We start from the raw sequence: 20,971 nt of genomic DNA, 5'->3' as shown, positions 1-20,971 counted from the left end.
CAATGACACCGATCCAGGACCATCCGCTGCGCTATGCGCTGGCCAATGAATTGCATGCGCGCCCTTTTCCGGTAGCTCAGATGCCCTGCACGGTTGTGTTTTTGGCAATCAAAAAGCCCGAACAAGCGGTGGGTCGGGACAGAAGTGAAGATATCGCACATCTGACAGACCTCTTGGACCGCCACGGCGCGCCGCATCCGCAACCCGGTGCGACGCATTACGCGGGGCAAATCGGGCGCCACTGGCTCAAATGGGAACAGCATACGGAGTTTGTCACGTTCACCGCGATCACAAACAACGTTAGCGAGCGTGCGTTCAATCCCGCTGATTTTGAGGTTTTTCCACCGGACTGGCTGATGTCCAGCCCGGGACAACGGGTAACCTCGGTTCTGATGCGTGTAGTACCATGCCCCGATGACGATCAAATCAGCGCGTCGCTGACCGATTGGTTCGAGCCGGAAAGTCTGGCCGTTTCCCGAGTGTTGGATAATGCTGCCACTTGCGCCAGCGATTTTCGCATCGACCCGGCCGGGCACATGCGGTTTGCAATGTTCGTCTCGGAAGGGACCGGCGAACGACGAATTGGCCGCATCATCCAACGACTGTGTGAGGTCGAGACCTATAAGGCAATGTCCATGCTTGGGTTCGCGCGCGTCAAAAGTCTGACAGAACGCATCAGTGAATTGGATCAAAAACTGACCGAGCTGATGATTGAAATGACCGACGATGCCAACCGGCCCGATGATCAGTTGCCGCAACTGCTCGCAATCTCGACCGAGTTGGAAACACTGTCTGCCCGCAATGCATTTCGGTTTGGTGCAACCGGAGCTTACGAGGCCATCGTGAATCAGCGGATCGAAGTATTGCGAGAGGAGCGCTTTCTCGGCAGGCAGAGCTTTGCCGATTTCATGATGCGCCGGTATGACCCCGCCATTCGCACCGTGAAGTCCACGGAGCGGCGCTTACAGACCTTGTCGGATAGGGCAATCCGTGCAGGTGATCTGCTGCGCACGCGGGTGGACGTCGAACGCAGCGCCCAGAACCAGGCATTGCTGGAAAGCATGGACCGCAGGGCCGATCTTGCGCTGCGTCTTCAACACACGGTCGAAGGGTTGTCTGTTGTGGCGATCAGCTATTACGCGGTTTCGCTGGCCAGCTATTTGCTCTATCCGTTGACGGCCGCCGGGATCAGCAAAGGCATGCTAACGGCGGCTGTCACGCTTCCGGTTGTGTTGTTGGTTTGGGGCGCAATCCGAAAAATACGCAGCCGTTTAGAGTAAGAGCGGCTTGCCACCGACTTCGACCTTTGTAGAAGTGGTCGCAAGTGTCGGTGAAAGGGCAGAGGTTTCCAGTGATCAGTGTTGCAACTGCGTGGCGGGCCGTGGCCGCCATGTTTATTCTGAACGGTGCTTTGTTCGGCATTTGGGCGTCTCGTATTCCTGCCGTTCGCGACCACCTGCAACTAAGCCACGAAGACCTGGGCTATGGGCTGTTGTTCATGGCGGCCGGGGCTGTCTGTTCCTTCCCAGTGACTGGGCGTCTGACAGACCGGTTTGGCGCTGTTGCCATCACCCGGATCATTGCGGTCCTATACACATTTTCTCTAGTCCTGTTGGGTCTTGCAGACAGTTTTGTTGCGCTGGCGGCTTTTCTGTTCGTTTTCGGCGCGTTTCATGGGTCGATGGATGTGTCCATGAACGCCTGGGGCGCAGAGGTCGAGCAAACCTACGACAAGCCGTTGATGTCCTCGTTCCATGCGATGTGGAGCTTGGGTGCCGGTCTGGGCGCGGTCAGCGGTTTCATAGCGGTGCAATTTGATCTGACGACATTTCAGCATTTTTTGGTGGCCGGTTGCATGGTCGTTCTTCTGGCTTTGGCGATGTCGTGGGTGCCTTGGGTATCGCGCCGGTCAGCCTTGTCGCAAGGATCGGTTTTTGCGTTGCCTTCGGGCGCATTGATCCTTGTCGGGTTCACAGCACTGTGCGCTGCGCTGGGCGAGGGCGCTGTTGCCGATTGGAGCGCCTTGTTCATGCGCGACGTGACAGGATCTACCGAAAGTGTGGCGACCTTGGGCTATGCAGTGTTTTCGGTTGCGATGGTGGTTTGCAGGCTTGCCGGAGGCGTGGCCATCGCTCGGTTTGGACCCGTCGCGTCGGCGCGTTTTGGTGGTCTCTGTTCGGCCTTGGGGGTGTTCTTAGTTGTCTCTTCCGGCAATGTGCCCCTCGCTTTGATCGGGTTTACCCTGATGGGGGTTGGCTATGCCGTGATCATGCCATTGGCGTTTAGCCGGGCGGCAAATGACCCGAATGTTCCGCCCGGTCAGGCGATCGCCAGTGTCGCAACACTTGGATATGGCGGGTTGTTGATTGGGCCACCGCTAATCGGGTTTCTGGCCGAGCTTTTGACGCTGCGGATGGCCTTCGCGGTTTTGCTACCGTTGGCCGTTATGATCGTAGTGTGCGCCGGCGCGCTAAGGCGCGCCGACTGATTTTTTGTTTACCGTCCGCGAATACGCGGATCGAGCGCGTCGCGCAGGCCGTCGCCCAAATAGTTGACGCTCAGCACTGTCAGCGAGATTGCCAGGCCGGGCCAGAATACACGCTCCGGGTATTGCTGCAGGTAGTCGACACCATCAAACAGCAGCCTTCCCCAGGTTGGGAAATCAGGCGGAAAGCCCAATCCAAGGAAAGACAGGGCGCTTTCCGTGATGATCGCCGTAGCAATCCCCAGCGTTGCCGATACCATGATCGGCGACAGCACGTTGGGCAGGATGTGCCGCGTGATGATCTGGCTGTTGCTGGTGCCGATGGACCGGGCGGCCAGCACGAATTCTCGTTCCTTGATGGCCAGCACGTCACCCCGCACGATCCGCGCTGTCGGCATCCAAGATGTGATCCCGATGGCGCAGACGATCAGGATGAAAATCCCACGCTCTAGCCCGAAGGCTGCGGACAAAGGCTCGCGGAACAACAGCATCATCACCAGCAGCAAGGGCAGCAGTGGTAAAGCCAGGAACAGGTCCGTCAGGCGCATCAGCGGACCGTCCAACCGTCTGAAGAATCCGGCGACAACGCCGATGAACGAGCCCAAGAACAGGGCCAGAAGCATTGCCGTGATGCCCACTGAAACCGATGTTTGACCACCTGACATCATGCGAGCCATGATATCGCGCCCCAACTGGTCAGTGCCAAAGGGATGAGCGAAGCTGGGCCCCTGATTCCGAGACCGGATGTCGATCTGCGTTGGATCAATCGTCCAAAGAAACGGGCCGAGATAGACGGCAGCCACGATGAAGATGAATAGAACCGCCCCCAGCATGGCGCCCTTGTGGGTTTTGAACTGATCCCACACATCGCGCCATTGGCTGCGGGGTGGGGTTGCCAGCTCTTCCAGCACGTCGGCCGTTGGCAGGGCTGTTGATGCCGGGGCAAGTCCTTCATCGGGGATCAGCGTGTCTGAATGATTGTGATCAGTCATAGCGAATCCTCGGGTCCAGAATGCCATACAGAACGTCTGCGATCAGATTGAACAGAACGATCAGCACAGCAAAGATGAAGGTCAGGGTTTGCACCATCGGCAGGTCGTTGGCCTGAATGGCACCAATCAGCAGTTGGCCGATACCGTTCACCTTGAACACCTGTTCGGTGATGATTGCGCCGCCAAAGATGGCGGGAATTCCCAACGCGATCACGGTGACGACAGGGATCATCGAATTGCGCAAGACGTGAACCATAACCACGACATACTCGCTCAGGCCTTTGGCGCGGGCAGTGCGGACGTAGTCTTGATTAAGGTTGTCCAGCATCGAGGCGCGCATGAACCGGCTGAGTTGCGCTGTGATCTGTAGTGCCAGAACCATGACCGGCATGATCATCTGTTTCAGCTGCAATACAAAGCTGTCCCAACTGTTCACAACAAGTGTGGTGTCATAGATCGACGGGAACCAGCCCAGTTGGACCGAGAAGATCACGATCACCAGAACACCCGAAAAGAACGGCGGAACCGAGAAGCCGATCATCGACACAAATGTCCCCATCTGGTCGAACCAGGAGTACTGGCGATATGCAGAGTAGATGCCGATGGGCAGGGCAATCAGGATGGCAACCACATAGGCGGTGCCAACAACCCACAGGGTCTGCGGGATACGCTGAACAACGATGTCCATAACCGGCGAGCGGGTCTGCCAAGAAATCACGCGCAGATCACCTTCTGAGAAGGTTGTGCCGAACATTGCGTCGATCAGCACCTGTGGTTCGATCCAGAAGAATTGCACGATCCATTTCCAGAATCGGATATGCATCGGCTGGCCGAGGCCTAGTGCCTCGCGCATCTTCTCTTTGACTTCGGGCGGAACAGTGAGCGGAACCTGCGCCATCGGATCGCCAGGTGCGAGCTCGAGCAGCAGGAAAATGACGAGGCTGATGAACAAGAGCGTCGGAACGGCCAGTATCAGTCGTCTGATTGTGAAGTTAAGCATTAAGAGGCGCCTTTATATGCGTCTTCTTGTTGGTGGATTATGCGAAAGACCGCGCCCCGATAAAGATCGGGGCGCGGCTTTGCAAGGCTAACGCTTAGGAACCGGTCTTGCGGTACCAGTCAGCGATATTCCACAGTTCGCTGTCCCAAACGTTCAGGACAACGCCACCCAGCGTGTTCGCGTGCGCCGACAGACGGCCACGGTGCACCAGCGGGATCATACCACCGTTCTGAACGATGATATCGTTCAACTGTGTGGCGATAGCAGCGCGCTGCTCCAGACCTGCGGTTTCGGCCAGCTGTGCGTGCAGCTTGTCGAACTCTTCGTTGCAGAAGCGGCTGATGTTCTCACCCTGCCACTGCGAGTCGGGGCGAGGTGCCTTGTCGCACAGACCGTTGCCCAGATAGGACTGTGGGTCGGTGCCGTTGAAGGTGTTGGCATACATTTCAACGTCGGCATAGAACTTCTGGAAGGTATCAGGCGAACCCGGGTCACCCCCGAAAAAGACTGACGCGTTAATGTTACGCAGCTCGGATTCGATACCGATCTGACTCCACCATTCCTTGATCAGCGCCTGGAAGTCCTGACGGACGGCGTTGGTCGAGGTCTGGTAGACAACTTTCAGCGGAACACCGTCTTTTTCGCGCACGCCGTCGCCATCTGTATCGACGATACCTGCGTCATCCAGCATCTTCTTCGCGCCTTCGATATCCTGCGTGTCGCAGGTCATCGAGGTCGAGTTGAACGCGGCCGGCGCCGGAACCCAGTTGCAGGTCACTTTACCTGCCTGACCATAGCCGATTTCCACCAGCAGCGGACGGTCGATGGCCATTGACATGGCTTTGTAAACGGCCGGGTCCTGAAGGAACGGATGCGGATGGGCAGCCGTCGAACGCTCACCTTCCGGTAGGTCGGGCGATGGGTTCGTTTGGTTCAACATGATCCGCTCGACCAGTGGACCAAAGCCCGCGACGGGCGTACCCTTGCCACCTTCCTGCATCTGGGCGATCACTTCGGGCGCCAACTGCAGGTTCCAGGCATAGTCAAACTCGCCCGTTTCCATAACGGCGCGGCCTGCCGCTGTCGCGTCGCCGCCGCCTTTGAACGTCACAGAAGCAAATGCGGGTTTGGCCGGGTCGCGGTAATTGTCGTTGGCCTGGAATGTGATCACGTCATTCGGTTTGAACTCGGTGACGATAAACGGACCCGTGCCGATTGGGTTGAAGTTCTGGTCCGTGCATTCCGGCGCTTTCGCGCCTGTGCAATCGGCAAATTGCGCAGCCTGAATGATCGGGCTTTCGCCGCCAACGAACGGGCCGTAGGGGAATGGGGTTGGTTTGTCGAATGTGACTTTGACGGTCAGGTCATCGACTGCTTCTACAGCGGTTACGCCTTCGAATTTGGTCACCTGCGCACAGCCACCATCGGGGTCCATGCAGTAGTCGGCGGTGAATTTCACATCTGCGGATGTGAAGGGCGTTCCGTCGGACCAAGTGATTCCCGGTGCGATTTTCCAGGTGATCGAGGTCAGATCTTCGCTAACGCCGCCATTTTCAACGGTTGGGATTTCAGAGGCAAGGAAAGGCACCATATTGCCGTCTTGGTCATAGCGCGCCAACGGTTCAATCACGAGCGACGATGCTTCGACGTCCTTGGTGCCGCCTGACAGGAAAGGGTTCAGGATTGACGGAGCCTGCCAATAAATAATGCTGACATTGCCGTCCGATCCGCGCTCTGCCATGGCCATCGGGGCCATAGCCGTGCTTGCGATCGCGCCAAGCAAAAGGGTTTTGATTTTCATCATACACTCCATGTTGGACACTTGCGTGTCTCGATTTCTTCCGCAATGCCTGCGGATTTGGCGTTGCCGAAAGGGGAGTAAGATCCTGATTTCGAATCGCAAATTCAGGCAGCATTCTGATGATGCCGTATTCTCCCCAATACGGTTACGCTTGGTATCGAAACAGAACTTTGGAAAATTGCAAGAGTTGCTGTGGCGAAAAGGTGCAACCGGTTTGACTTTCCCCTTATTGCCGCCTTAGCGTCGGGCAATAGAACAAAAAAGCTGCCAAGGGGAGCGTGTGCGTGCTGGACCAACCGATTGCACAGATAAAAAAACTTCGCGTCGAGTTTCAAACCAAGGACGGCCCAGTGGTTGGGGTCGAGGATGTCTCGTTCGAGGTGAATCCCGGCGAAACCGTTTGTATCGTTGGTGAATCCGGGTCTGGAAAGTCGGTCTCGTCGTTGTCACTGATGCGGTTGGTCGAGTTCGGAGGCGGCGAAATCGCGGGCGGAGAATTGTTGTTCGACCGGCGTGATGGCGAAGAGATGGACCTGTCCAGGGCCGATCAGGACCTGATGAAACAGATTCGCGGCAATGAAATTGGGATGATTTTTCAGGAGCCGATGACTGCCCTGAATCCGGTTTTCACAGTAGGTCGGCAATTGACCGAAGGCCTGCGCATCCACAAAGATATGACCAAACCCGAGGCTGAAGCGCGGGCGCTGGAACTTTTGCGCCAGGTACGCATCCCCGAGCCGGAACGACGCCTGAAGCAATACCCACATGAATTGTCCGGTGGGATGAGGCAACGGGTTGTTATCGCCATGGCAATGGCGTGCGAACCGCGCCTGCTGATTGCGGATGAACCGACGACGGCGCTGGATGTGACCATTCAGGCCGAAATTCTGGCTCTGATGGACCGGCTGAAACGGGAAACGGGCACCGCTGTTATGTTCATTACGCATGACATGGCAGTGGTTGCGCAGATGGCCGACCGTGTCGTGGTCATGTTCCGCGGCAACAAGGTTGAAGAAGGTTCAGTCAAAGAGATCTTCGAGAACCCGCAGCACGATTACACCAAGGCCTTGCTGGCGGCAGTGCCGAAGCTGGGTGAAATGCAGGGCAAAGCCGCGCCCGAACCGATGAAGCTGTTGGGCGTGGAAGGGCAGAATATCGCGCCGATCCCAGGCACCGAGGAGGTTCTGTTAACGGTTAAGAACCTGACGACTCGCTTTCCGGTCAAGGGCGGGTTGTTACGTCGGACCATCTCGAACGTCCATGCGGTCGAGGATGTGTCGTTCAAATTGAACAAAGGGCAGACCCTAAGCCTTGTGGGCGAATCCGGATGCGGAAAATCCACGGCCGGTCGATCTATCCTGCGTTTGGTCGAGCCTTTGTCTGGCGAGGTCGATCTGGATGGCTTGGACATCATAAAGCTGGATCAGAACGGTCTGCGCAAGGCGCGGCTGGACATGCAGATGATCTTTCAGGATCCCTTCGCCTCGCTGAACCCACAGATGCAATTGCTGGACCAAGTGGCGGAACCGATGCGGAACTATGGCGTGGCGACCGGGTCAGAGTTGCAGGACCGCGTGGCACAATTGTTCGACAAAGTGCAACTGCCGCGCAGTTTCATGCGCCGGTTCCCACATGAAATGTCAGGCGGTCAGCGACAGCGAATCGCGATTGCCCGCGCGTTGGCCTTGAACCCAAAGCTGATCATCGCAGATGAGGCCGTTTCGGCTCTGGACGTCTCGGTGCAGGCGCAGGTTCTGAACCTGATGATGGAGCTACAATCCGAGCTGGGCTTGTCCTATCTCTTCATCAGTCATGATATGGCCGTTGTGGAACGGGTCAGCCACCACGTCGGTGTCATGTATCTGGGCCGGATCGTGGAACTGGGACCACGTGCGCGCGTGTTTGAAAACCCGCAGCACGCCTATACACAGGCCCTGATGAAAGCAGTGCCGATCGCTGATCCGAATAAACGGAAGTCGGAAAAGGACCTAAACTTCAAACCGATCCCATCTCCGATCCACCCGATTGGGTACACACCAGAGCCGTCGGAGTACCGCGAGGTCGAACCGGGGCATTTCATTCTCACCACTGACAGCGGGTACTAGACCCCATGGCACTGCGCCTGACGCCGCTTGAGATCATGACCAAGCTGATCTCATTCCCGACGGTGAGCCGCGACAGCAACCTGCCTTTGGTGGATTGGGTCGAAGGCTATTTGCGGGACCACGGGATCACGTCATATCGCTGGCCAGACCCGGAGCAGCCGCACAAGGCGGCGCTGTATGCTCATGTCGGCCCCTGGGAAGAGGGCGCAATTGTTCTGTCCGGTCACACGGATGTGGTGCCGGTGGACGGGCAGCCATGGGATACCGATCCGTTCTTGGTGACAGAGAAGGACGGCAAGTATTTCGGGCGCGGCACCTGTGACATGAAAGGCTTTGATGCCCTGGCCATCTGGGCCTTGGTTGAGGCGCACTACGCTGATGTCAAACGCCCGCTACAGCTGGCGCTCAGCTTTGATGAAGAGGTCGGATGCACCGGTGCGCCGCCGATGATCAAGGCGATGCAGGGCGTGCTGCCGAAAGGCTCTGCTGTGATTGTGGGTGAGCCATCGATGATGCAAGCTGTGACCGGCCATAAGGGGGGCTTTGGCTATGACACCCATATGGTCGGGTTTGAAGTTCACAGCTCGATCATGCACACAGGTGTCAACGCCATTATGGAAGCAGCCCCGTTGATCGACTGGGCCAACAGGCGAAACGCCGACAACCGGCTGGCCAGGCCCAGTGACATAGCGGCGGTCTTTGATCCGCCATGGACCACCTGCCATGTGGGGATGATTCAGGGCGGAACGGCCCATAATATCACCGCCAAAGACTGCCGGTTCATGATGGATTTCCGGGTTGTGCCGGGTGAAGAGGCTCGCACTTGGCGAGATGCCTATCTACGGCAGGTCCGCGAGGCCGAGACACGGATGCAAAAGGTCCATCCGGAAGCCCGCATCGAGGTTTCCGAGAATTTTGCGGTACCTGCCTTGGTGCCGGAAAAAGAAGGTGAGGCCGAGGCTTTGGTGCGCACCCTGACAGGTGACAATGCCAGTCATGTCGTCAGCTATGGCACAGAAGCCGGACAGTTTCAGGAGGCGGGTTATTCTGCCGTGATCTGCGGACCGGGCGATATCGCGCAGGCGCATCAGCCAAACGAGTTCATTTCGATCGCGCAGTTTGACTCGGGCCAGACCTTCATGAAACGCCTTGTATCAAGGTTGGCGGCATAATCTATTTTATTTGTTTATCAAATAGCTACGTGGAGAACTTAAATTGCCGGTCAAAAACAGACTTGCTGAAATGCATGACGAGATCACCAAGTGGCGCCGTCATCTGCATGCTCATCCAGAGCTGATGTATGACGTACACGAGACTGCGGCATTTGTTGCTGAGCGTCTGAAAGAATTTGGTGTAGACGAGATAACCCCGGGCATTGGGAAAACCGGTGTTGTGGCCGTGATCCGCGGACGTCAGGATACGCAAGGCCGCGTGATCGGGTTGCGTGCGGACATGGATGCGCTACCGATCGAAGAAGCGACGGGGCTGGACTATGCTTCGACCGTGTCCGGCAAGATGCATGCTTGCGGCCATGACGGGCACACCTCGATGCTGTTGGGCGCGGCACAATATCTGGCAGAGACACGGAATTTCGATGGTACAGCCGTGCTGATCTTTCAACCTGCCGAAGAAGGTGGCGCGGGCGGTCTGGCCATGTGCCAAGACGGAATGATGGACCGGTGGGGTATTCAGGAAGTCTACGGCATGCACAATATGCCGGGTCTGCCTGTCGGAGAGTTTGCGATCCGGCCCGGGGCACTGCTGGCCTCCTCTGACGAGTTTGAGATCGTTGTCACCGGCAAAGGGGGGCACGCCGCCGCACCCCATGATGCGGTCGACACAACGCTGGTGGCTTCTCATATCGTCGTGGCCCTTCAATCGGTTGTGGCGCGTACGGTCGATCCGATTAAGCGCGTTGTCCTGACGGTGGGCACGTTTGAAACCGACAGCTCGGCCTCGAATGTCATTGCGCATACGGTGCGCCTTTTGGGTACTGTCAGAACGCTTGACCCCGAATACCGCACCATCGCGGAAGAGAGGGTTCGCAGGATCGCAGAAGACACAGCCTCGGCCTTTGGGGCGACTGCAACGATGACGTGGACGCCCGGCTACCCGGTGACGGTAAATTCCGAGGCGGAAACGGGGTATGCGGCCGAGGCCGCCGCCGCCGTAGCAGGCAAGGTGACCGAGAACACCGATCCCATAATGCCGTCCGAAGATTTTGCCTATATGCTTGAAGAACGGCCCGGAGCCTACATCTTTGTAGGCAATGGGGACACCGCGATGTGCCACCACCCGGAATACAATTTCGACGACGACGCGATACCCGCCGGCTGCAGTTGGTATGCCGAGCTTGTGGAACGACGATTGCCCGTCGCATAATAACAGGGAGCATGACATGCCGATCAAGAACCGCCTTGCAGAAATGCACGAAGAAATCACCGGCTGGCGGCGTGACATTCATCAGCACCCGGAAATCCTGTATGACACGCACCGCACCAGCGCTTTGGTTGCCGAAAAACTGAAAGAATTCGGCTGTGATGAGGTGGTGAACGGAATAGGTCGCACCGGCGTGGTAGGGGTGATCCGGGGCAAGTCGGATACCCGAGGACGTGCCATCGGATTGCGTGCCGATATGGACGCGCTGCCGATGCAAGAACAGACCGGGTTGGAATACGCCTCGCAGACTCCAAACGCCATGCATGCTTGCGGCCATGACGGCCATACAGCAATGGTGCTGGGGACGGCCAAGTATCTGGCTGAGACGCGGAATTTCGACGGCACGGCGGTTGTGATCTTCCAGCCCGCCGAAGAAGGCGGCAACGGGGCCGAGGCCATGTGCAAAGATGGTCTGATGGATCGGTTTGGCATTCAGGAAGTCTATGCCATGCACAACGTGCCCGGCGTTCCCACGGGTCAGTTTGCCATCCGCTCGGGGCCCTTGCTGGCGGCGGCGGATGAGTTTGAAATTCATCTGGAAGGGCGGGGTGGCCATGCGGCGAAACCCCATGACACCGTGGATACAACCGTGATGTTGTCTCAGTTGATTGTTGCGTTGCAAACCGTGGTGTCGCGCAATGCGGATCCGATCCAGCAGGGCGTTTTGTCGGTGACATCCGTGGAGACATCCTCAAAGGCGTTCAACGTGATCCCGCAATCTGCGAGCGTGAACGGAACGGTGCGAACCCATTCCAACGAGATGCGCGACCTGATCGAAAAGCGCCTGACAGAAATTGCGGAAGGGATTGCTGCTACCATGGGCGGGACCGCGACTGTCGCCTATAAGCACGGCGTTCCAGTGACAATCAATGCTGAGGAACAGACAGGTTATGCCGAAGAGGTCGCGATCTCGGTTGGTGGCAGCTGCGACGAAGCACCGATGGTGATGGGGGGCGAGGACTTTTCCTTTATGCTCGAAGAGCGCCCTGGCGCGTTCATTATTTTGGGTAATGGCGAAACAGCAGGGCTGCATCACCCGGAATACAATTTCAACGACGAGATCATACCGATCGGATGCTCGTGGTTCGCCGAAATGGTCGAGCGCCGGATGCCGGCAGCTTGAAGTGAATTAGGAGAGAGACAGTATGCCCGTTAAAAACCGCTTTGCTGAGTTGCAGGATGAAATCACATCTTGGCGACGTGACATGCATGAAAATCCAGAAATCCTGTTCGACACTCACCGCACAAGTGCTCTGGTTGCTGAAAAGCTGAAAGAATTCGGTTGTGATGAGGTCGTCACTGGGATTGGTCGAACCGGTGTGGTCGGCGTAATCAAAGGCAAGGTTGATTCTTCTGGGAAAGTCATTGGGTTGCGCGCCGATATGGATGCTTTGCCAATCCATGAGGCCACGGGATTGGATTATGCTTCAAAAACACCCGGAGCCATGCATGCATGTGGTCATGACGGGCATACCGCGATGTTGTTGGGGGCCGCCAAGTACCTTTCCGAAACCCGCAATTTCGATGGCACTGTTGTGGTGATCTTCCAACCCGCCGAAGAAGGCGGCGGCGGTGGCCGCGAGATGTGCGAAGATGGCATGATGAACCGCTGGAACATCCAGGAAGTTTATGGAATGCACAATTGGCCGGGCAAACCGGTCGGAAGCTTCTCGATCCGCCCCGGAGCTTTCTTTGCGGCGACGGATCAGTTCGACATCACATTCGAAGGGCGTGGAGGCCACGCAGCCAAACCGCATGATACTGTGGACACCACAATCATCGCGGCCAAAGCGGTTCTGGCGCTGCAAACGATTGCGTCGCGCAACGCTGATCCGATTGATCAGGTGGTCGTTTCGGTTACCTCTTTCGAAACTTCGTCGAAAGCGTTCAACGTCATCCCGCAGACCGTACAGATCAAAGGCACCGTGCGTACGATGAGCAAAGACATGCGCGATCTGGCCGAAAAGCGCATCAATGAGATCTGCATTGGTGTCGCAGCCACGTTTGGCGGCACGGCAGATGTCACTTACATCCGTGGCTATCCGGTCATGGTCAACAGTGACGAACAGACCGATTTTGCTGCCGATGTCGCACGCTCGATCTCGGGCAATTGCGAAGAAGCGCCGTTGGTGATGGGTGGCGAGGACTTTGCCTTCATGCTCGAAGAGCGCCCCGGCGCCTATATTCTGGTTGGCAATGGTGACACCGCGATGGTGCATCATCCTGAGTATAACTTTAATGATGAGGCCATTCCAGCCGGGTGCAGCTGGTGGGCGGAAATTGTCGAACAGCGGATGCCTGCTGTCTAGGGATGACTTGGGCAAGCGAGGGGCCAGCCCCTCGCGCTCCCCGGGATATTTTTAGCCAGATGAAGGAGCGAGTCGTGTGCGTCAGGTGAGATCAAGGCGCTTGCACAGCGTGTCCAAGACCGAGTCCAGAGCATTTTCCTGCGTCTTCACACAGGCGCTTGCGGCGGCTTGAGCTTCGCGCAGCGCGCTTTCAACTGTAAGCCATCGTTCAACTGTTTCGCTGAGGTCTTGTGCCGATTGAACTTTGATGGCACCGCCGCTTTTCACCAAAGGTGCAAAGGTTTCTGCGAAGTTGAAATATCCCGGACCTGTGATCACGGCGGCGCCGGCTTGCGCTGGCTCAAAAGGGTTATGGCCGCCGATTTCCTTCAGCGATCCACCAAGAAACACGATTGGGCAAAGCGCGTACCAGGTGCCGGTTTCGCCTAGCGTGTCAGCCACATAGACTTGAATTGTCTCAGTTATCGATTCGGCGGCCATGCGGAAAGAAGCTGTCAGCCCGGCCTGTTTCAGTATCGCGGCCACGTCGTCACGACGGTCCGGGTGGCGCGGGATCAATAAAAGCAGGAGGTTGGGCCAACGTTTCAAAAGACGCGTGTGTGCAGCCAGAACCGTTTCTTCCTCGCCATCATGGGTGGAGCTGGCAATCCAGACCGGCCGCCCAGAGATTTCTTTGCGAATGCCATCCAGAACTTCTTGGTCCACGGGTAACGGATCGGACATGGCTTTAAGGTTGGTGCCGCGCTGGACATGGTCGGGGTTCGCCCCTAAGCCGATCAGGTTTCCGGCGGTCCTGTCGTTTTGGGTTAGAAACAGGCGGAAACTGTTCAGAATAAAGCGTGCGGTTTGGGGGCGTTGCGACCAACCTTTCACGGACTTCTCGGACAAACGCGCATTGAGCAAGGCCAATGGCATGCCTCGCCGGGCGCTTTCGACGATCAGGCGCGGCCAAATCTCGCTTTCGACAAAGATACCGGCGTTAGGTTGCCAATGATCCAGAAAACGTTTTATGGGGCCGCCGGTATCCAGCGGTGGGTATTGATGCCGTGTGCGCGTGGGCAGGCGCTTTTCGATCAAGGCTGCAGAGGTCGGCGTGCCCGAGGTGATAAGGAAATGCGCTTCAGGCAACCTGTCCCCCAAGCGCTTGATCAGGCTAAGCACCGACAGGCTTTCGCCGACACTGGCGGCGTGAAACCATATCAGCTGACCATCGGGACGGGGCGCGGACGCATGACCCAAGCGTTCGCGTTGACGTGCGACGGACACGTCTGCCGCTTGTAGTTTCTTTTGAATTGTGCGCCATGCGAGTGGTTCAACAAGCGAGGTCAGGCCGCAATACAGCCGATACAACAGCGTCGGACGTTCAGGCATCTTAGCCGCCTGTATGGCTCATGTGGCGGCTCATCTGACCATCGATCGTTTGGCGCGAATAGTCGAAATCATGGCCTTTCGGCTTGAGATTGATCGCCGCGCGAATTGCGTTTTCAAGTGGTTCTTCCGAATCGAGGTGATCACGCAATGGCGCGCGCAGGTCAGCCATGTCTTCCTGGCCCAGGCACATATACAGCTCTCCGGTGCAGGTCAGGCGCACCCGATTGCAGCTTTCGCAGAAATTGTGGGACAGCGGAGTGATAAAGCCGATTTTCTGACCGGTTTCTTCAAGGCGTACATACCGCGCAGGGCCACCGGAGCGTTCGGCCAGATCGCTGACCGTATAGTGGTTTTCGTACTCAGCCCGCACGTCTTTGAGGGACCAGTACTGATCAAGACGATCTTCGTTGCCGATATCACCCATGGGCATGACCTCGATCCATGTCAGATCCATATCACGTTCGGCGCACCATTCGGTGATCTTTGGCAGCTCGGGTTCGTTGAACCCTTTTAGGGCCACGGCGTTGATTTTGACGCGCAATCCCGCTTTTTGTGCCGCGTCGATGCCATTTAAGACCTGTTTCAGACGACCCCAGCGCGTTACGCGGCCAAACTTGTCTTCATCGAGCGTATCCAGCGAGACATTCACCCGTCGCACGCCTGCCGCATAGAGATCATCGGCAAAGCGATGCAATTGCGATCCGTTGGTGGTCAGCGTCAGTTCTCTCAATGCGCCGCTGTCCAGATGGCGGGTCATGGCGTTGAAAAACGTCATGATATTGCGGCGCACCAATGGCTCACCACCGGTAATGCGCAGCTTCTCGACGCCCATTTTGACAAAGGTTGAACACATCCGGTCCAGCTCTTCCAGCGTCAACAGGTCTTTCTTGGGCAGAAAGGTCATGTTTTCGGACATGCAATAGACGCAGCGAAAGTCGCAGCGGTCCGTGACGGAGACGCGGAGATATGTGATGGCGCGTGCGAACGGGTCAATAAGCGGAACTGTCATTCGGTATAGGTAAAGCTGGAACCTGTCCGCGACAAGGGTGAACTGTGCTTTGCGCTGGTACAGATGCGCACAGGGCTGTAGGTTTCAGACATGAGATACGTGCTTTTGATATCATGTGTTGTGCTTGGTGGCTGCGATGCAATTCGGTCCACGACAGACCGCGTTTTCGGAAAAGATGAGGCACCCGCCGAAACAACGCCTGCGGCGGTTGAGGCTGACACTGAAACGCCAGACCCTGCGCCGGTTTCGGCGTCTGCGGGCTGGGTTGGCGCCAGGACGACTATTGCTGGTCTGGGCGATCCGTCCACCCCCGGTCGCTGGATGCAGACGCCACTTGTTGATGCGGAAGTTACTGCGCGCGTTGTTGTCCCGAAAACCGGTGCACAGGCTTATATCACTCTGGTTCCCGCGCCGGGACCAGCCGGCAGCGGAAGCCGATTGTCGGTGGATGCAATGCGGGCGCTATTGGTGCCAGTTGACGAATTGGTTGAAGTTCAGGTCTTCGTCGATTGATCCTTCAGGTACTTGCCCGCTTCGCGGCGGGCAAAGGGCTTCATGGCGTCACCCTGGTTTTCTAGAAATGCAATCACACGGTCCGGGTCGTGTTTGGACAATTCGCGCAACCACCAAGCAATCGCTTTCTGAATGAACCAATCACGATCCTGCACATAGCTTGCAGCCCAGCCGAGCACCCGATCTCGATGTAGGAGGTCATCAGGTTTTGGATGGTTCTGTTTGGTCCAGGGCAGGGTGGCCACCAGCGCCGCCCGGCGCGTCCACATATGATCTGACGTCGTCCATAGCTCGACCTGATCCAAGCGCTCCGGGTCGGCCGACAGACGTTTCTGCATCGCCATGCAGGCGTGGTCTGCGACCGCCCATGCGTCGAAGTCCGGTAACCAGCTTTGCAACAGGCTCCAAACCTCGGCATCGGGGCGGATGCGCGCTTGGGTCAGCAGTTTTGCTGCAGCAAGACGCGCCTCGTGGATGTTGGTTTTCCAAAGCGCACCCGCGAGTTCCACACGTGCTGGCACGTCCAATTCTTGCCGCCACATCTTGGTCAAGTCGTTCAGCACCGGGTTTGCGACGCCCAAATGGGGTCGATCTGCCTTATGATATGCCGCCATCTGTTTTGCGCGTTCAGGGTCGGCGTGGGCTTTGATCTGGTTCAGATACGCGTCCATCATGGTTGGTTAGCCCAGAAGTCCAGTGGGTTTGCCGTCGATTGTATGTTGGTTTTTCTCAACCCAATAGGCGCGAATATCGTCGTCCGATTTGCCATCAACCCATTTTTGCATCGTGTCCCGTTCGGACTGATACTCCATGAAAGGGACGGCATAACCACAAGAGGTTTGGACCAGATCGACAGTCAGGTCGTAGATCTGCCGCGCGCTGCGATGATCGGGAAACTGCTGGGCCATTTCAGCCCAATCTTCGTCCCCGGTCTGGACCATGCGGGCGGTGCCATAGGTGCGCAAGATCAGCGGGCGGGTGGTGAACGAGCACCACATCAGTGTCATGCGATTTACGTCCAGCAGATGCCCGGCAGTTTCATTTCCGCTGCCGGTCAGGTTCATCCAGACAATCCGATTGGGCCCCAGAACCCGCAATGAATCCATACCCTTGGGTGAGATGTTTACACGCCCCTCGGTGCCCGCAGAGCCAACAAAGAACATGTGCTGGTCTTCAATGAATTTTTGGTGCGCGACATCGATTTGTGGGAATTGCTTGGCCATTGGGCTCTCCACCGTGACTGTCAATTTCGGAGCGGCTGCGCCTCAGATCTTGCGACCCCTGTCCTTTTGGTACTGTGCCAGAAGCGCGTCCAGATGCTTTGGATACGTCTTGTAGCCTGTAAAGACAAACGGATCATCATCCTTGGGGCCCAGAGTGGCCTGTTCGCGATCCCAGCATTGTGCCCAGTCTTCCAAATGTTCTTTCAGGTCCTGAAGGCCCGCACCCAATGTGTCGTCTGGTCCAAAACCTTCGGCCGCGATTAAGTCGAGGACGGCTTGATTGTTTTCTCTCAGCTTTCTGGCATGAAGGAACGTTCGCCCATTGCTCAGGTACAGCTCGTATTCCTGTTTCGAGCTGCGCATCAGACGCAAAAGGGTCCGGATGTCAGTGTCGTTCAAGTTGCTGGTCCCAAAGTGATCATTCCACAGTGACAGATTTCGCGAGGTTGCGCGGCTGATCGACATCTGTGCCCTTGGCGACGGCTGTGTGATAGGCCAGCAGTTGTGCCGGAACCGAATACAGGATCGGCGCCAGGTTAGGGTGGATATGAGGCATGCGGATCGTGCTCCAGACGCCATCCTCAGCCTCGGCGATGCCGTCATCATCAGACACAAGGATGACCTTGCCCTTCCGCGCCATCACTTCTTGCATGTTGGACACAGTCTTGTCGAAAACAGCGTCGCGCGGTGCCATGACAACCACTGGCATATGCTTGTCGATCAGGGCGATGGGGCCGTGTTTCAGCTCGCCCGATGCATACCCTTCGGCGTGGATATAGCTGATTTCCTTGAGCTTCAGCGCACCTTCCATCGCAAGCGGATACATCAGGCCACGGCCCAAAAACAGAACGTCGCGTGCTTCGGACAAGCGCTGGGCGGATTTGCGGATGGCCCGGTTCTGGTCCAATGCGGTATTGAGCACCGAAGGCAATCCGCGCAGGGCGGCCGCGTGATCGGCGATTTCCTCATCGGTCAACGTGCCCCGGTCCGCCGCAGCCTTCAGTGCCAGCATCAGCAGAACGCTCAGTTGGCACGTGAAGGCCTTGGTCGAGGCAACGCCAATCTCGACACCCGCGTGAATTGGCAAAGCCACATCGCTTTCCCGCGCAATCGAGCTTTCAGGGACGTTCACAACCGAGACGATCTTGTCAGCTCTGCCATCGCAATAGCGCAGCGCCGCCAGTGTGTCGGCAGTCTCACCCGATTGGCTGACGAACAGGGCTAAGGTGCGGTCAGTGATCGGTGGTTCGCGATACCGAAACTCGCTGGCGATATCGACCTCGACTGGCATTTTGGCCAGCTGCTCGAACCAGTATTTCGCCGTGAGGCAGGCATAAAACGCTGTGCCACAGGCGACCATGGTCAGGCGGTCTAGCTTGGTGAAATCGAGATCTGTATCGGGGAGAATCACCTTATCGCCGCCGGTGGGCATATAGGATCTGATCGCTTCCGCCACCACAACGGGTTGTTCGGCGATTTCCTTGGCCATGAAATGCTTGTGCTCGCCCTTGTCGGCCCGCGCATGATCCAGTTTGATTTTGCGCATTTCGCGGTTGGCCAACTCACCAACCTCGTTGCGGATTTCCAGCGAAGTGCGGGTCAGAACGGCGCGGTCGCCTTCTTCCAGATAGGTGATCTTGTTTGTCAGAGGGGCCAGAGCAATGGCATCGGATCCCACATACATTTCACCATCTCCGTGACCGATGGCCAAGGGTGAGCCTTTGCGCGCGGCCACGATCAAATCGCCCTGACCGTCGAACAAAAAGGCCAGCGCGAAAGCACCCTGCAGCCGGTCGATGGTTTTGAACGCAGCCTCAACGGGCGACATACCGGATTTGAGGAAATGTTCCGCCATCAGGGCAACGGTTTCAGTATCGGTTTCGGTTTCGAAGCCGATGCCATGCTCTGCAAGTTCTGAACGCAGTTCCCGGTAGTTCTCGACGATCCCGTTGTGCACGACAGCCACCGGACCAGCCTTGTGCGGGTGGGCATTGTTGACCGAAGGTGCCCCGTGTGTGGCCCAGCGGGTATGGCCGATCCCGGATTTGCCGGGCAGGGGATCATGTACCAGCAAGTCGCTTAAATTGACCAGTTTGCCGACGGCGCGCCTGCGCCCCAACGCACCGTCGTTGACGGTCGCAATCCCCGCGCTGTCATAGCCGCGATATTCGAGCCGTTTGAGCGCCTCGACCAGTATGGGGGCTGCTTCATGCTGTCCCAGAACGCCTACAATGCCACACATAGGTCTCAGGCTCCTTTGCTTAGGCGAGCCTTCTTCGCCTTTAACATGTCAAACAATTTACGCGCATACCCCAGTTTGTTGTCCTGCCGGGCGCGGGCCACGGCCAGGGCATCTGGCTCAACGTCACGGGTCACAACGGTTCCCGTCGCAGTCATCGCACCATCGCCCAGCGTCACCGGGGCCACCAGCATGGTGTTCGAGCCGATGAAGACGTGCTCACCAATCGTGGTTTGGTGCTTCATCACGCCATCATAGTTGCAGGTGATGGTCCCCGCGCCGATATTCGTCGCAGCGCCAACAGTGGCATCGCCGATATAGCTCAGGTGATTGACCTTGGCCCCTTCGGCGATCTCGGCATTTTTGATTTCGACAAAGTTGCCGATCCGCGCGTTTTCGGCCAGTTCGGCACCGGGTCGCAATCGGGCATAGGGGCCAACGATAGCCCCGCGGCTGACATGACAGCCTTCAAGATGCGAGAACGCCCGGATCGTTGCGCCGCTTTCGACAGTCACACCGGGGCCAAAGACCACGTTGGGTTCAATCACGCAATCGCGTCCAATGACGGTGTCAGCCGCCAGATAAACAGATTCTGGGGCCATCAGCGTCACGCCCAGATCCAACAGTTCGATACGCGCGCGCGCTTGAAATACAGCATCCGCTGCCGCCAGATCAGAGCGGGAATTGACGCCCAATGTTTGGCCTTCGTCGCAAGCGACTGCCGTCACGGTCAGCCCCTTGCCCCGGGCGATTTCCACCACATCGGTCAGGTAGTATTCACCTGATGCGTTGTCGTTTCCAACCGCGTCAAGCAGGTCAAACAACGTCTTTGCGTTGCATGCTAAAAGACCTGAATTGCAAAAGGTTATGGATCGTTCTTGTTCCGTGGCGTCTTTGAATTCCACGATCCGTTCCAAAGTGTCGCCCTGCATTACAAGACGTCCGTACCGTCCGGGGTCGGCGGCTTCGAACCCAAGGATGACCAGATCATTCTGGGCCCGGGCTTCGATCATCCGCTCTAACGTGTCGGGCTGCAAAAATGGCGTGTCACCATAAAGGACAACAACGTCACCATCGAACCCATCCAGCGCCGCGCGGGCCTGAGCGACCGCATGCGCTGTGCCAAGCTGTTCCTCCTGCACGGCGACCTGCGCTGTTTCATCCTCGGCCTGGGCGACTTTGGCCACAGCTTCTGATCCATGGCCCGTGACGATAACGGTGCGTTCCGGCGAAAGCACTGCACCCGCCCGCATCGCGTGAACCAGCATCGGCGCCTGGGCGATAGGATGCAGAACTTTTGGAACATCCGAATTCATCCTGGTGCCTTTCCCGGCGGCAAGGATGACAAGGGCAATGGTCATGAAATCAATTTCTCTTTTGTTTTGTCGCAGTCCGTTTTATCCGCTGAGGGCAAAGGCGCAAGCGGTTCGGCCATCAAACAAGGTTGCCGTTTTGAAATACGACATGGCGAAAACCCGCCGAGGC

Annotated in this window: 18 protein-coding genes; 8 read left to right on the top strand and 10 right to left on the bottom strand. The window is 57.2% G+C overall.

The annotated features are described in order from the left end of the window. Nucleotides 1-2: 2 nt before the first annotated feature. A complete protein-coding gene (locus tag Q1B13_RS10515) occupies nucleotides 3-1,280 on the top strand; it encodes a DUF3422 family protein (protein WP_299079901.1) in 1,278 nt (425 codons plus the stop codon). A gap of 110 nt (nucleotides 1,281-1,390) precedes the next feature. After that, entirely contained in the window at nucleotides 1,391-2,488 is a 1,098-nt protein-coding gene (locus tag Q1B13_RS10510; protein WP_299799794.1) for an MFS transporter, read from the top strand. An 8-nt stretch (nucleotides 2,489-2,496) separates the two neighbouring features. On the opposite strand, the gene Q1B13_RS10505 is transcribed toward Q1B13_RS10510, so the two are convergent. The 3 genes from Q1B13_RS10505 to Q1B13_RS10495 all read right to left on the bottom strand — a co-directional run bounded on the left by Q1B13_RS10505 (nucleotide 2,497) and on the right by Q1B13_RS10495 (nucleotide 6,278). After that, nucleotides 2,497-3,477, bottom strand: a complete 981-nt coding sequence (locus Q1B13_RS10505) for an ABC transporter permease (RefSeq protein ID WP_298933107.1) — start codon at nucleotides 3,475-3,477, stop codon at nucleotides 2,497-2,499. Continuing rightward, the gene (locus Q1B13_RS10500) at nucleotides 3,470-4,477 is read right to left on the bottom strand and encodes an ABC transporter permease (protein ID WP_298933106.1); all 1,008 of its coding nucleotides are present in this window, start codon (nucleotides 4,475-4,477) and stop codon (nucleotides 3,470-3,472) included. The genes Q1B13_RS10505 and Q1B13_RS10500 overlap by 8 nt, the downstream gene beginning before the upstream one ends. Nucleotides 4,478-4,571: 94 nt before the next feature. Then, nucleotides 4,572-6,278: a peptide ABC transporter substrate-binding protein gene (locus Q1B13_RS10495; RefSeq protein ID WP_298933104.1), complete on the bottom strand. Its 1,707-nt coding sequence runs from the start codon at nucleotides 6,276-6,278 to the stop codon at nucleotides 4,572-4,574. A 284-nt stretch (nucleotides 6,279-6,562) separates the two neighbouring features. Here Q1B13_RS10495 and Q1B13_RS10490 point away from each other — a divergent pair, with 284 nt between their 5' ends. The 5 genes from Q1B13_RS10490 to Q1B13_RS10470 are packed head-to-tail and all read left to right on the top strand — an operon-like array spanning nucleotide 6,563 to nucleotide 13,131. Then, nucleotides 6,563-8,383: an ABC transporter ATP-binding protein gene (locus tag Q1B13_RS10490; RefSeq protein WP_299079909.1), complete on the top strand. Its 1,821-nt coding sequence runs from the start codon at nucleotides 6,563-6,565 to the stop codon at nucleotides 8,381-8,383. A gap of 5 nt (nucleotides 8,384-8,388) precedes the next feature. Next, nucleotides 8,389-9,555, top strand: a complete 1,167-nt coding sequence (argE, locus tag Q1B13_RS10485; protein ID WP_299079912.1) for an acetylornithine deacetylase — start codon at nucleotides 8,389-8,391, stop codon at nucleotides 9,553-9,555. Nucleotides 9,556-9,598: 43 nt separating this feature from the next. Continuing rightward, a complete protein-coding gene (locus Q1B13_RS10480) occupies nucleotides 9,599-10,765 on the top strand; it encodes a M20 aminoacylase family protein (protein ID WP_299079915.1) in 1,167 nt (388 codons plus the stop codon). A 16-nt stretch (nucleotides 10,766-10,781) separates the two neighbouring features. Continuing rightward, the gene (locus tag Q1B13_RS10475; RefSeq protein WP_299079918.1) at nucleotides 10,782-11,945 is read left to right on the top strand and encodes a M20 aminoacylase family protein; all 1,164 of its coding nucleotides are present in this window, start codon (nucleotides 10,782-10,784) and stop codon (nucleotides 11,943-11,945) included. A 22-nt stretch (nucleotides 11,946-11,967) separates the two neighbouring features. After that, nucleotides 11,968-13,131 (top strand): M20 aminoacylase family protein, encoded by a 1,164-nt coding sequence (locus tag Q1B13_RS10470; protein WP_299079921.1) that lies wholly within the window; start codon nucleotides 11,968-11,970, stop codon nucleotides 13,129-13,131. Nucleotides 13,132-13,212: 81 nt separating this feature from the next. On the opposite strand, the gene Q1B13_RS10465 is transcribed toward Q1B13_RS10470, so the two are convergent. Together Q1B13_RS10465 and moaA are read right to left on the bottom strand one after the other, a co-directional pair. After that, nucleotides 13,213-14,502 (bottom strand): 3-deoxy-D-manno-octulosonic acid transferase, encoded by a 1,290-nt coding sequence (locus Q1B13_RS10465; protein WP_299079924.1) that lies wholly within the window; start codon nucleotides 14,500-14,502, stop codon nucleotides 13,213-13,215. Nucleotide 14,503: 1 nt separating this feature from the next. Next, nucleotides 14,504-15,511 carry a GTP 3',8-cyclase MoaA gene (moaA, locus tag Q1B13_RS10460; protein WP_298933091.1) on the bottom strand — a complete coding sequence of 336 codons (1,008 nt, stop codon included), beginning with the start codon at nucleotides 15,509-15,511 and terminating at the stop codon, nucleotides 14,504-14,506. Between the two features lie 90 nt (nucleotides 15,512-15,601). Here moaA and Q1B13_RS10455 point away from each other — a divergent pair, with 90 nt between their 5' ends. After that, nucleotides 15,602-16,024, top strand: coding sequence for a hypothetical protein (locus Q1B13_RS10455; protein WP_299079927.1), 423 nt, complete (start codon nucleotides 15,602-15,604; stop codon nucleotides 16,022-16,024). Here Q1B13_RS10455 and Q1B13_RS10450 read toward each other — a convergent pair. From Q1B13_RS10450 to glmU, 5 genes are read right to left on the bottom strand one after another with little or no spacing between them, the layout of a single operon-like run. Further along, entirely contained in the window at nucleotides 16,006-16,698 is a 693-nt protein-coding gene (locus Q1B13_RS10450; protein ID WP_299079930.1) for a DNA alkylation repair protein, read from the bottom strand. The two genes, Q1B13_RS10455 and Q1B13_RS10450, sit on opposite strands and share 19 nt — an antisense overlap. 6 nt (nucleotides 16,699-16,704) lie before the next feature. Then, nucleotides 16,705-17,247, bottom strand: a complete 543-nt coding sequence (locus Q1B13_RS10445) for a pyridoxamine 5'-phosphate oxidase family protein (protein ID WP_299079933.1) — start codon at nucleotides 17,245-17,247, stop codon at nucleotides 16,705-16,707. Between the two features lie 42 nt (nucleotides 17,248-17,289). Beyond that, entirely contained in the window at nucleotides 17,290-17,646 is a 357-nt protein-coding gene (locus Q1B13_RS10440) for a hypothetical protein (RefSeq protein ID WP_299079936.1), read from the bottom strand. Nucleotides 17,647-17,665: 19 nt separating this feature from the next. Continuing rightward, entirely contained in the window at nucleotides 17,666-19,489 is a 1,824-nt protein-coding gene (gene glmS, locus Q1B13_RS10435) for a glutamine--fructose-6-phosphate transaminase (isomerizing) (protein ID WP_298933081.1), read from the bottom strand. Nucleotides 19,490-19,494: 5 nt separating this feature from the next. Then, nucleotides 19,495-20,847, bottom strand: a complete 1,353-nt coding sequence (glmU, locus tag Q1B13_RS10430; protein ID WP_299079939.1) for a bifunctional UDP-N-acetylglucosamine diphosphorylase/glucosamine-1-phosphate N-acetyltransferase GlmU — start codon at nucleotides 20,845-20,847, stop codon at nucleotides 19,495-19,497. Between the last annotated feature and the right edge of the window lie 124 nt (nucleotides 20,848-20,971).

Source organism: uncultured Ruegeria sp. (assembly GCF_947489545.1).
GTDB lineage: Bacteria > Pseudomonadota > Alphaproteobacteria > Rhodobacterales > Rhodobacteraceae > Ruegeria.
The sequence above is the reverse complement of the archived record's forward strand: the minus strand, read 5'-3'. Positions and strand labels throughout refer to the sequence as shown.

Excerpts from the sequence above, each read along its gene's own strand:
- Q1B13_RS10515 (WP_299079901.1), top strand. The coding sequence starts at position 3 with ATGACACCGATCCAGGACCATCCGCTGCGCTATGCGCTGGCCAATGAA.
- Q1B13_RS10510 (WP_299799794.1), top strand. The coding sequence starts at position 1,391 with ATGTTTATTCTGAACGGTGCTTTGTTCGGCATTTGGGCGTCTCGTATT.
- Q1B13_RS10505 (WP_298933107.1), bottom strand. The coding sequence starts at position 3,477 with ATGACTGATCACAATCATTCAGACACGCTGATCCCCGATGAAGGACTT.
- Q1B13_RS10500 (WP_298933106.1), bottom strand. The coding sequence starts at position 4,477 with ATGCTTAACTTCACAATCAGACGACTGATACTGGCCGTTCCGACGCTC.
- Q1B13_RS10495 (WP_298933104.1), bottom strand. The coding sequence starts at position 6,278 with ATGAAAATCAAAACCCTTTTGCTTGGCGCGATCGCAAGCACGGCTATG.
- argE (WP_299079912.1), top strand. The coding sequence starts at position 8,389 with ATGGCACTGCGCCTGACGCCGCTTGAGATCATGACCAAGCTGATCTCA.
- Q1B13_RS10475 (WP_299079918.1), top strand. The coding sequence starts at position 10,782 with ATGCCGATCAAGAACCGCCTTGCAGAAATGCACGAAGAAATCACCGGC.
- Q1B13_RS10470 (WP_299079921.1), top strand. The coding sequence starts at position 11,968 with ATGCCCGTTAAAAACCGCTTTGCTGAGTTGCAGGATGAAATCACATCT.
- Q1B13_RS10465 (WP_299079924.1), bottom strand. The coding sequence starts at position 14,502 with ATGCCTGAACGTCCGACGCTGTTGTATCGGCTGTATTGCGGCCTGACC.
- moaA (WP_298933091.1), bottom strand. The coding sequence starts at position 15,511 with ATGACAGTTCCGCTTATTGACCCGTTCGCACGCGCCATCACATATCTC.
- Q1B13_RS10455 (WP_299079927.1), top strand. The coding sequence starts at position 15,602 with ATGAGATACGTGCTTTTGATATCATGTGTTGTGCTTGGTGGCTGCGAT.
- Q1B13_RS10450 (WP_299079930.1), bottom strand. The coding sequence starts at position 16,698 with ATGATGGACGCGTATCTGAACCAGATCAAAGCCCACGCCGACCCTGAA.
- Q1B13_RS10445 (WP_299079933.1), bottom strand. The coding sequence starts at position 17,247 with ATGGCCAAGCAATTCCCACAAATCGATGTCGCGCACCAAAAATTCATT.
- glmS (WP_298933081.1), bottom strand. The coding sequence starts at position 19,489 with ATGTGTGGCATTGTAGGCGTTCTGGGACAGCATGAAGCAGCCCCCATA.
- glmU (WP_299079939.1), bottom strand. The coding sequence starts at position 20,847 with ATGACCATTGCCCTTGTCATCCTTGCCGCCGGGAAAGGCACCAGGATG.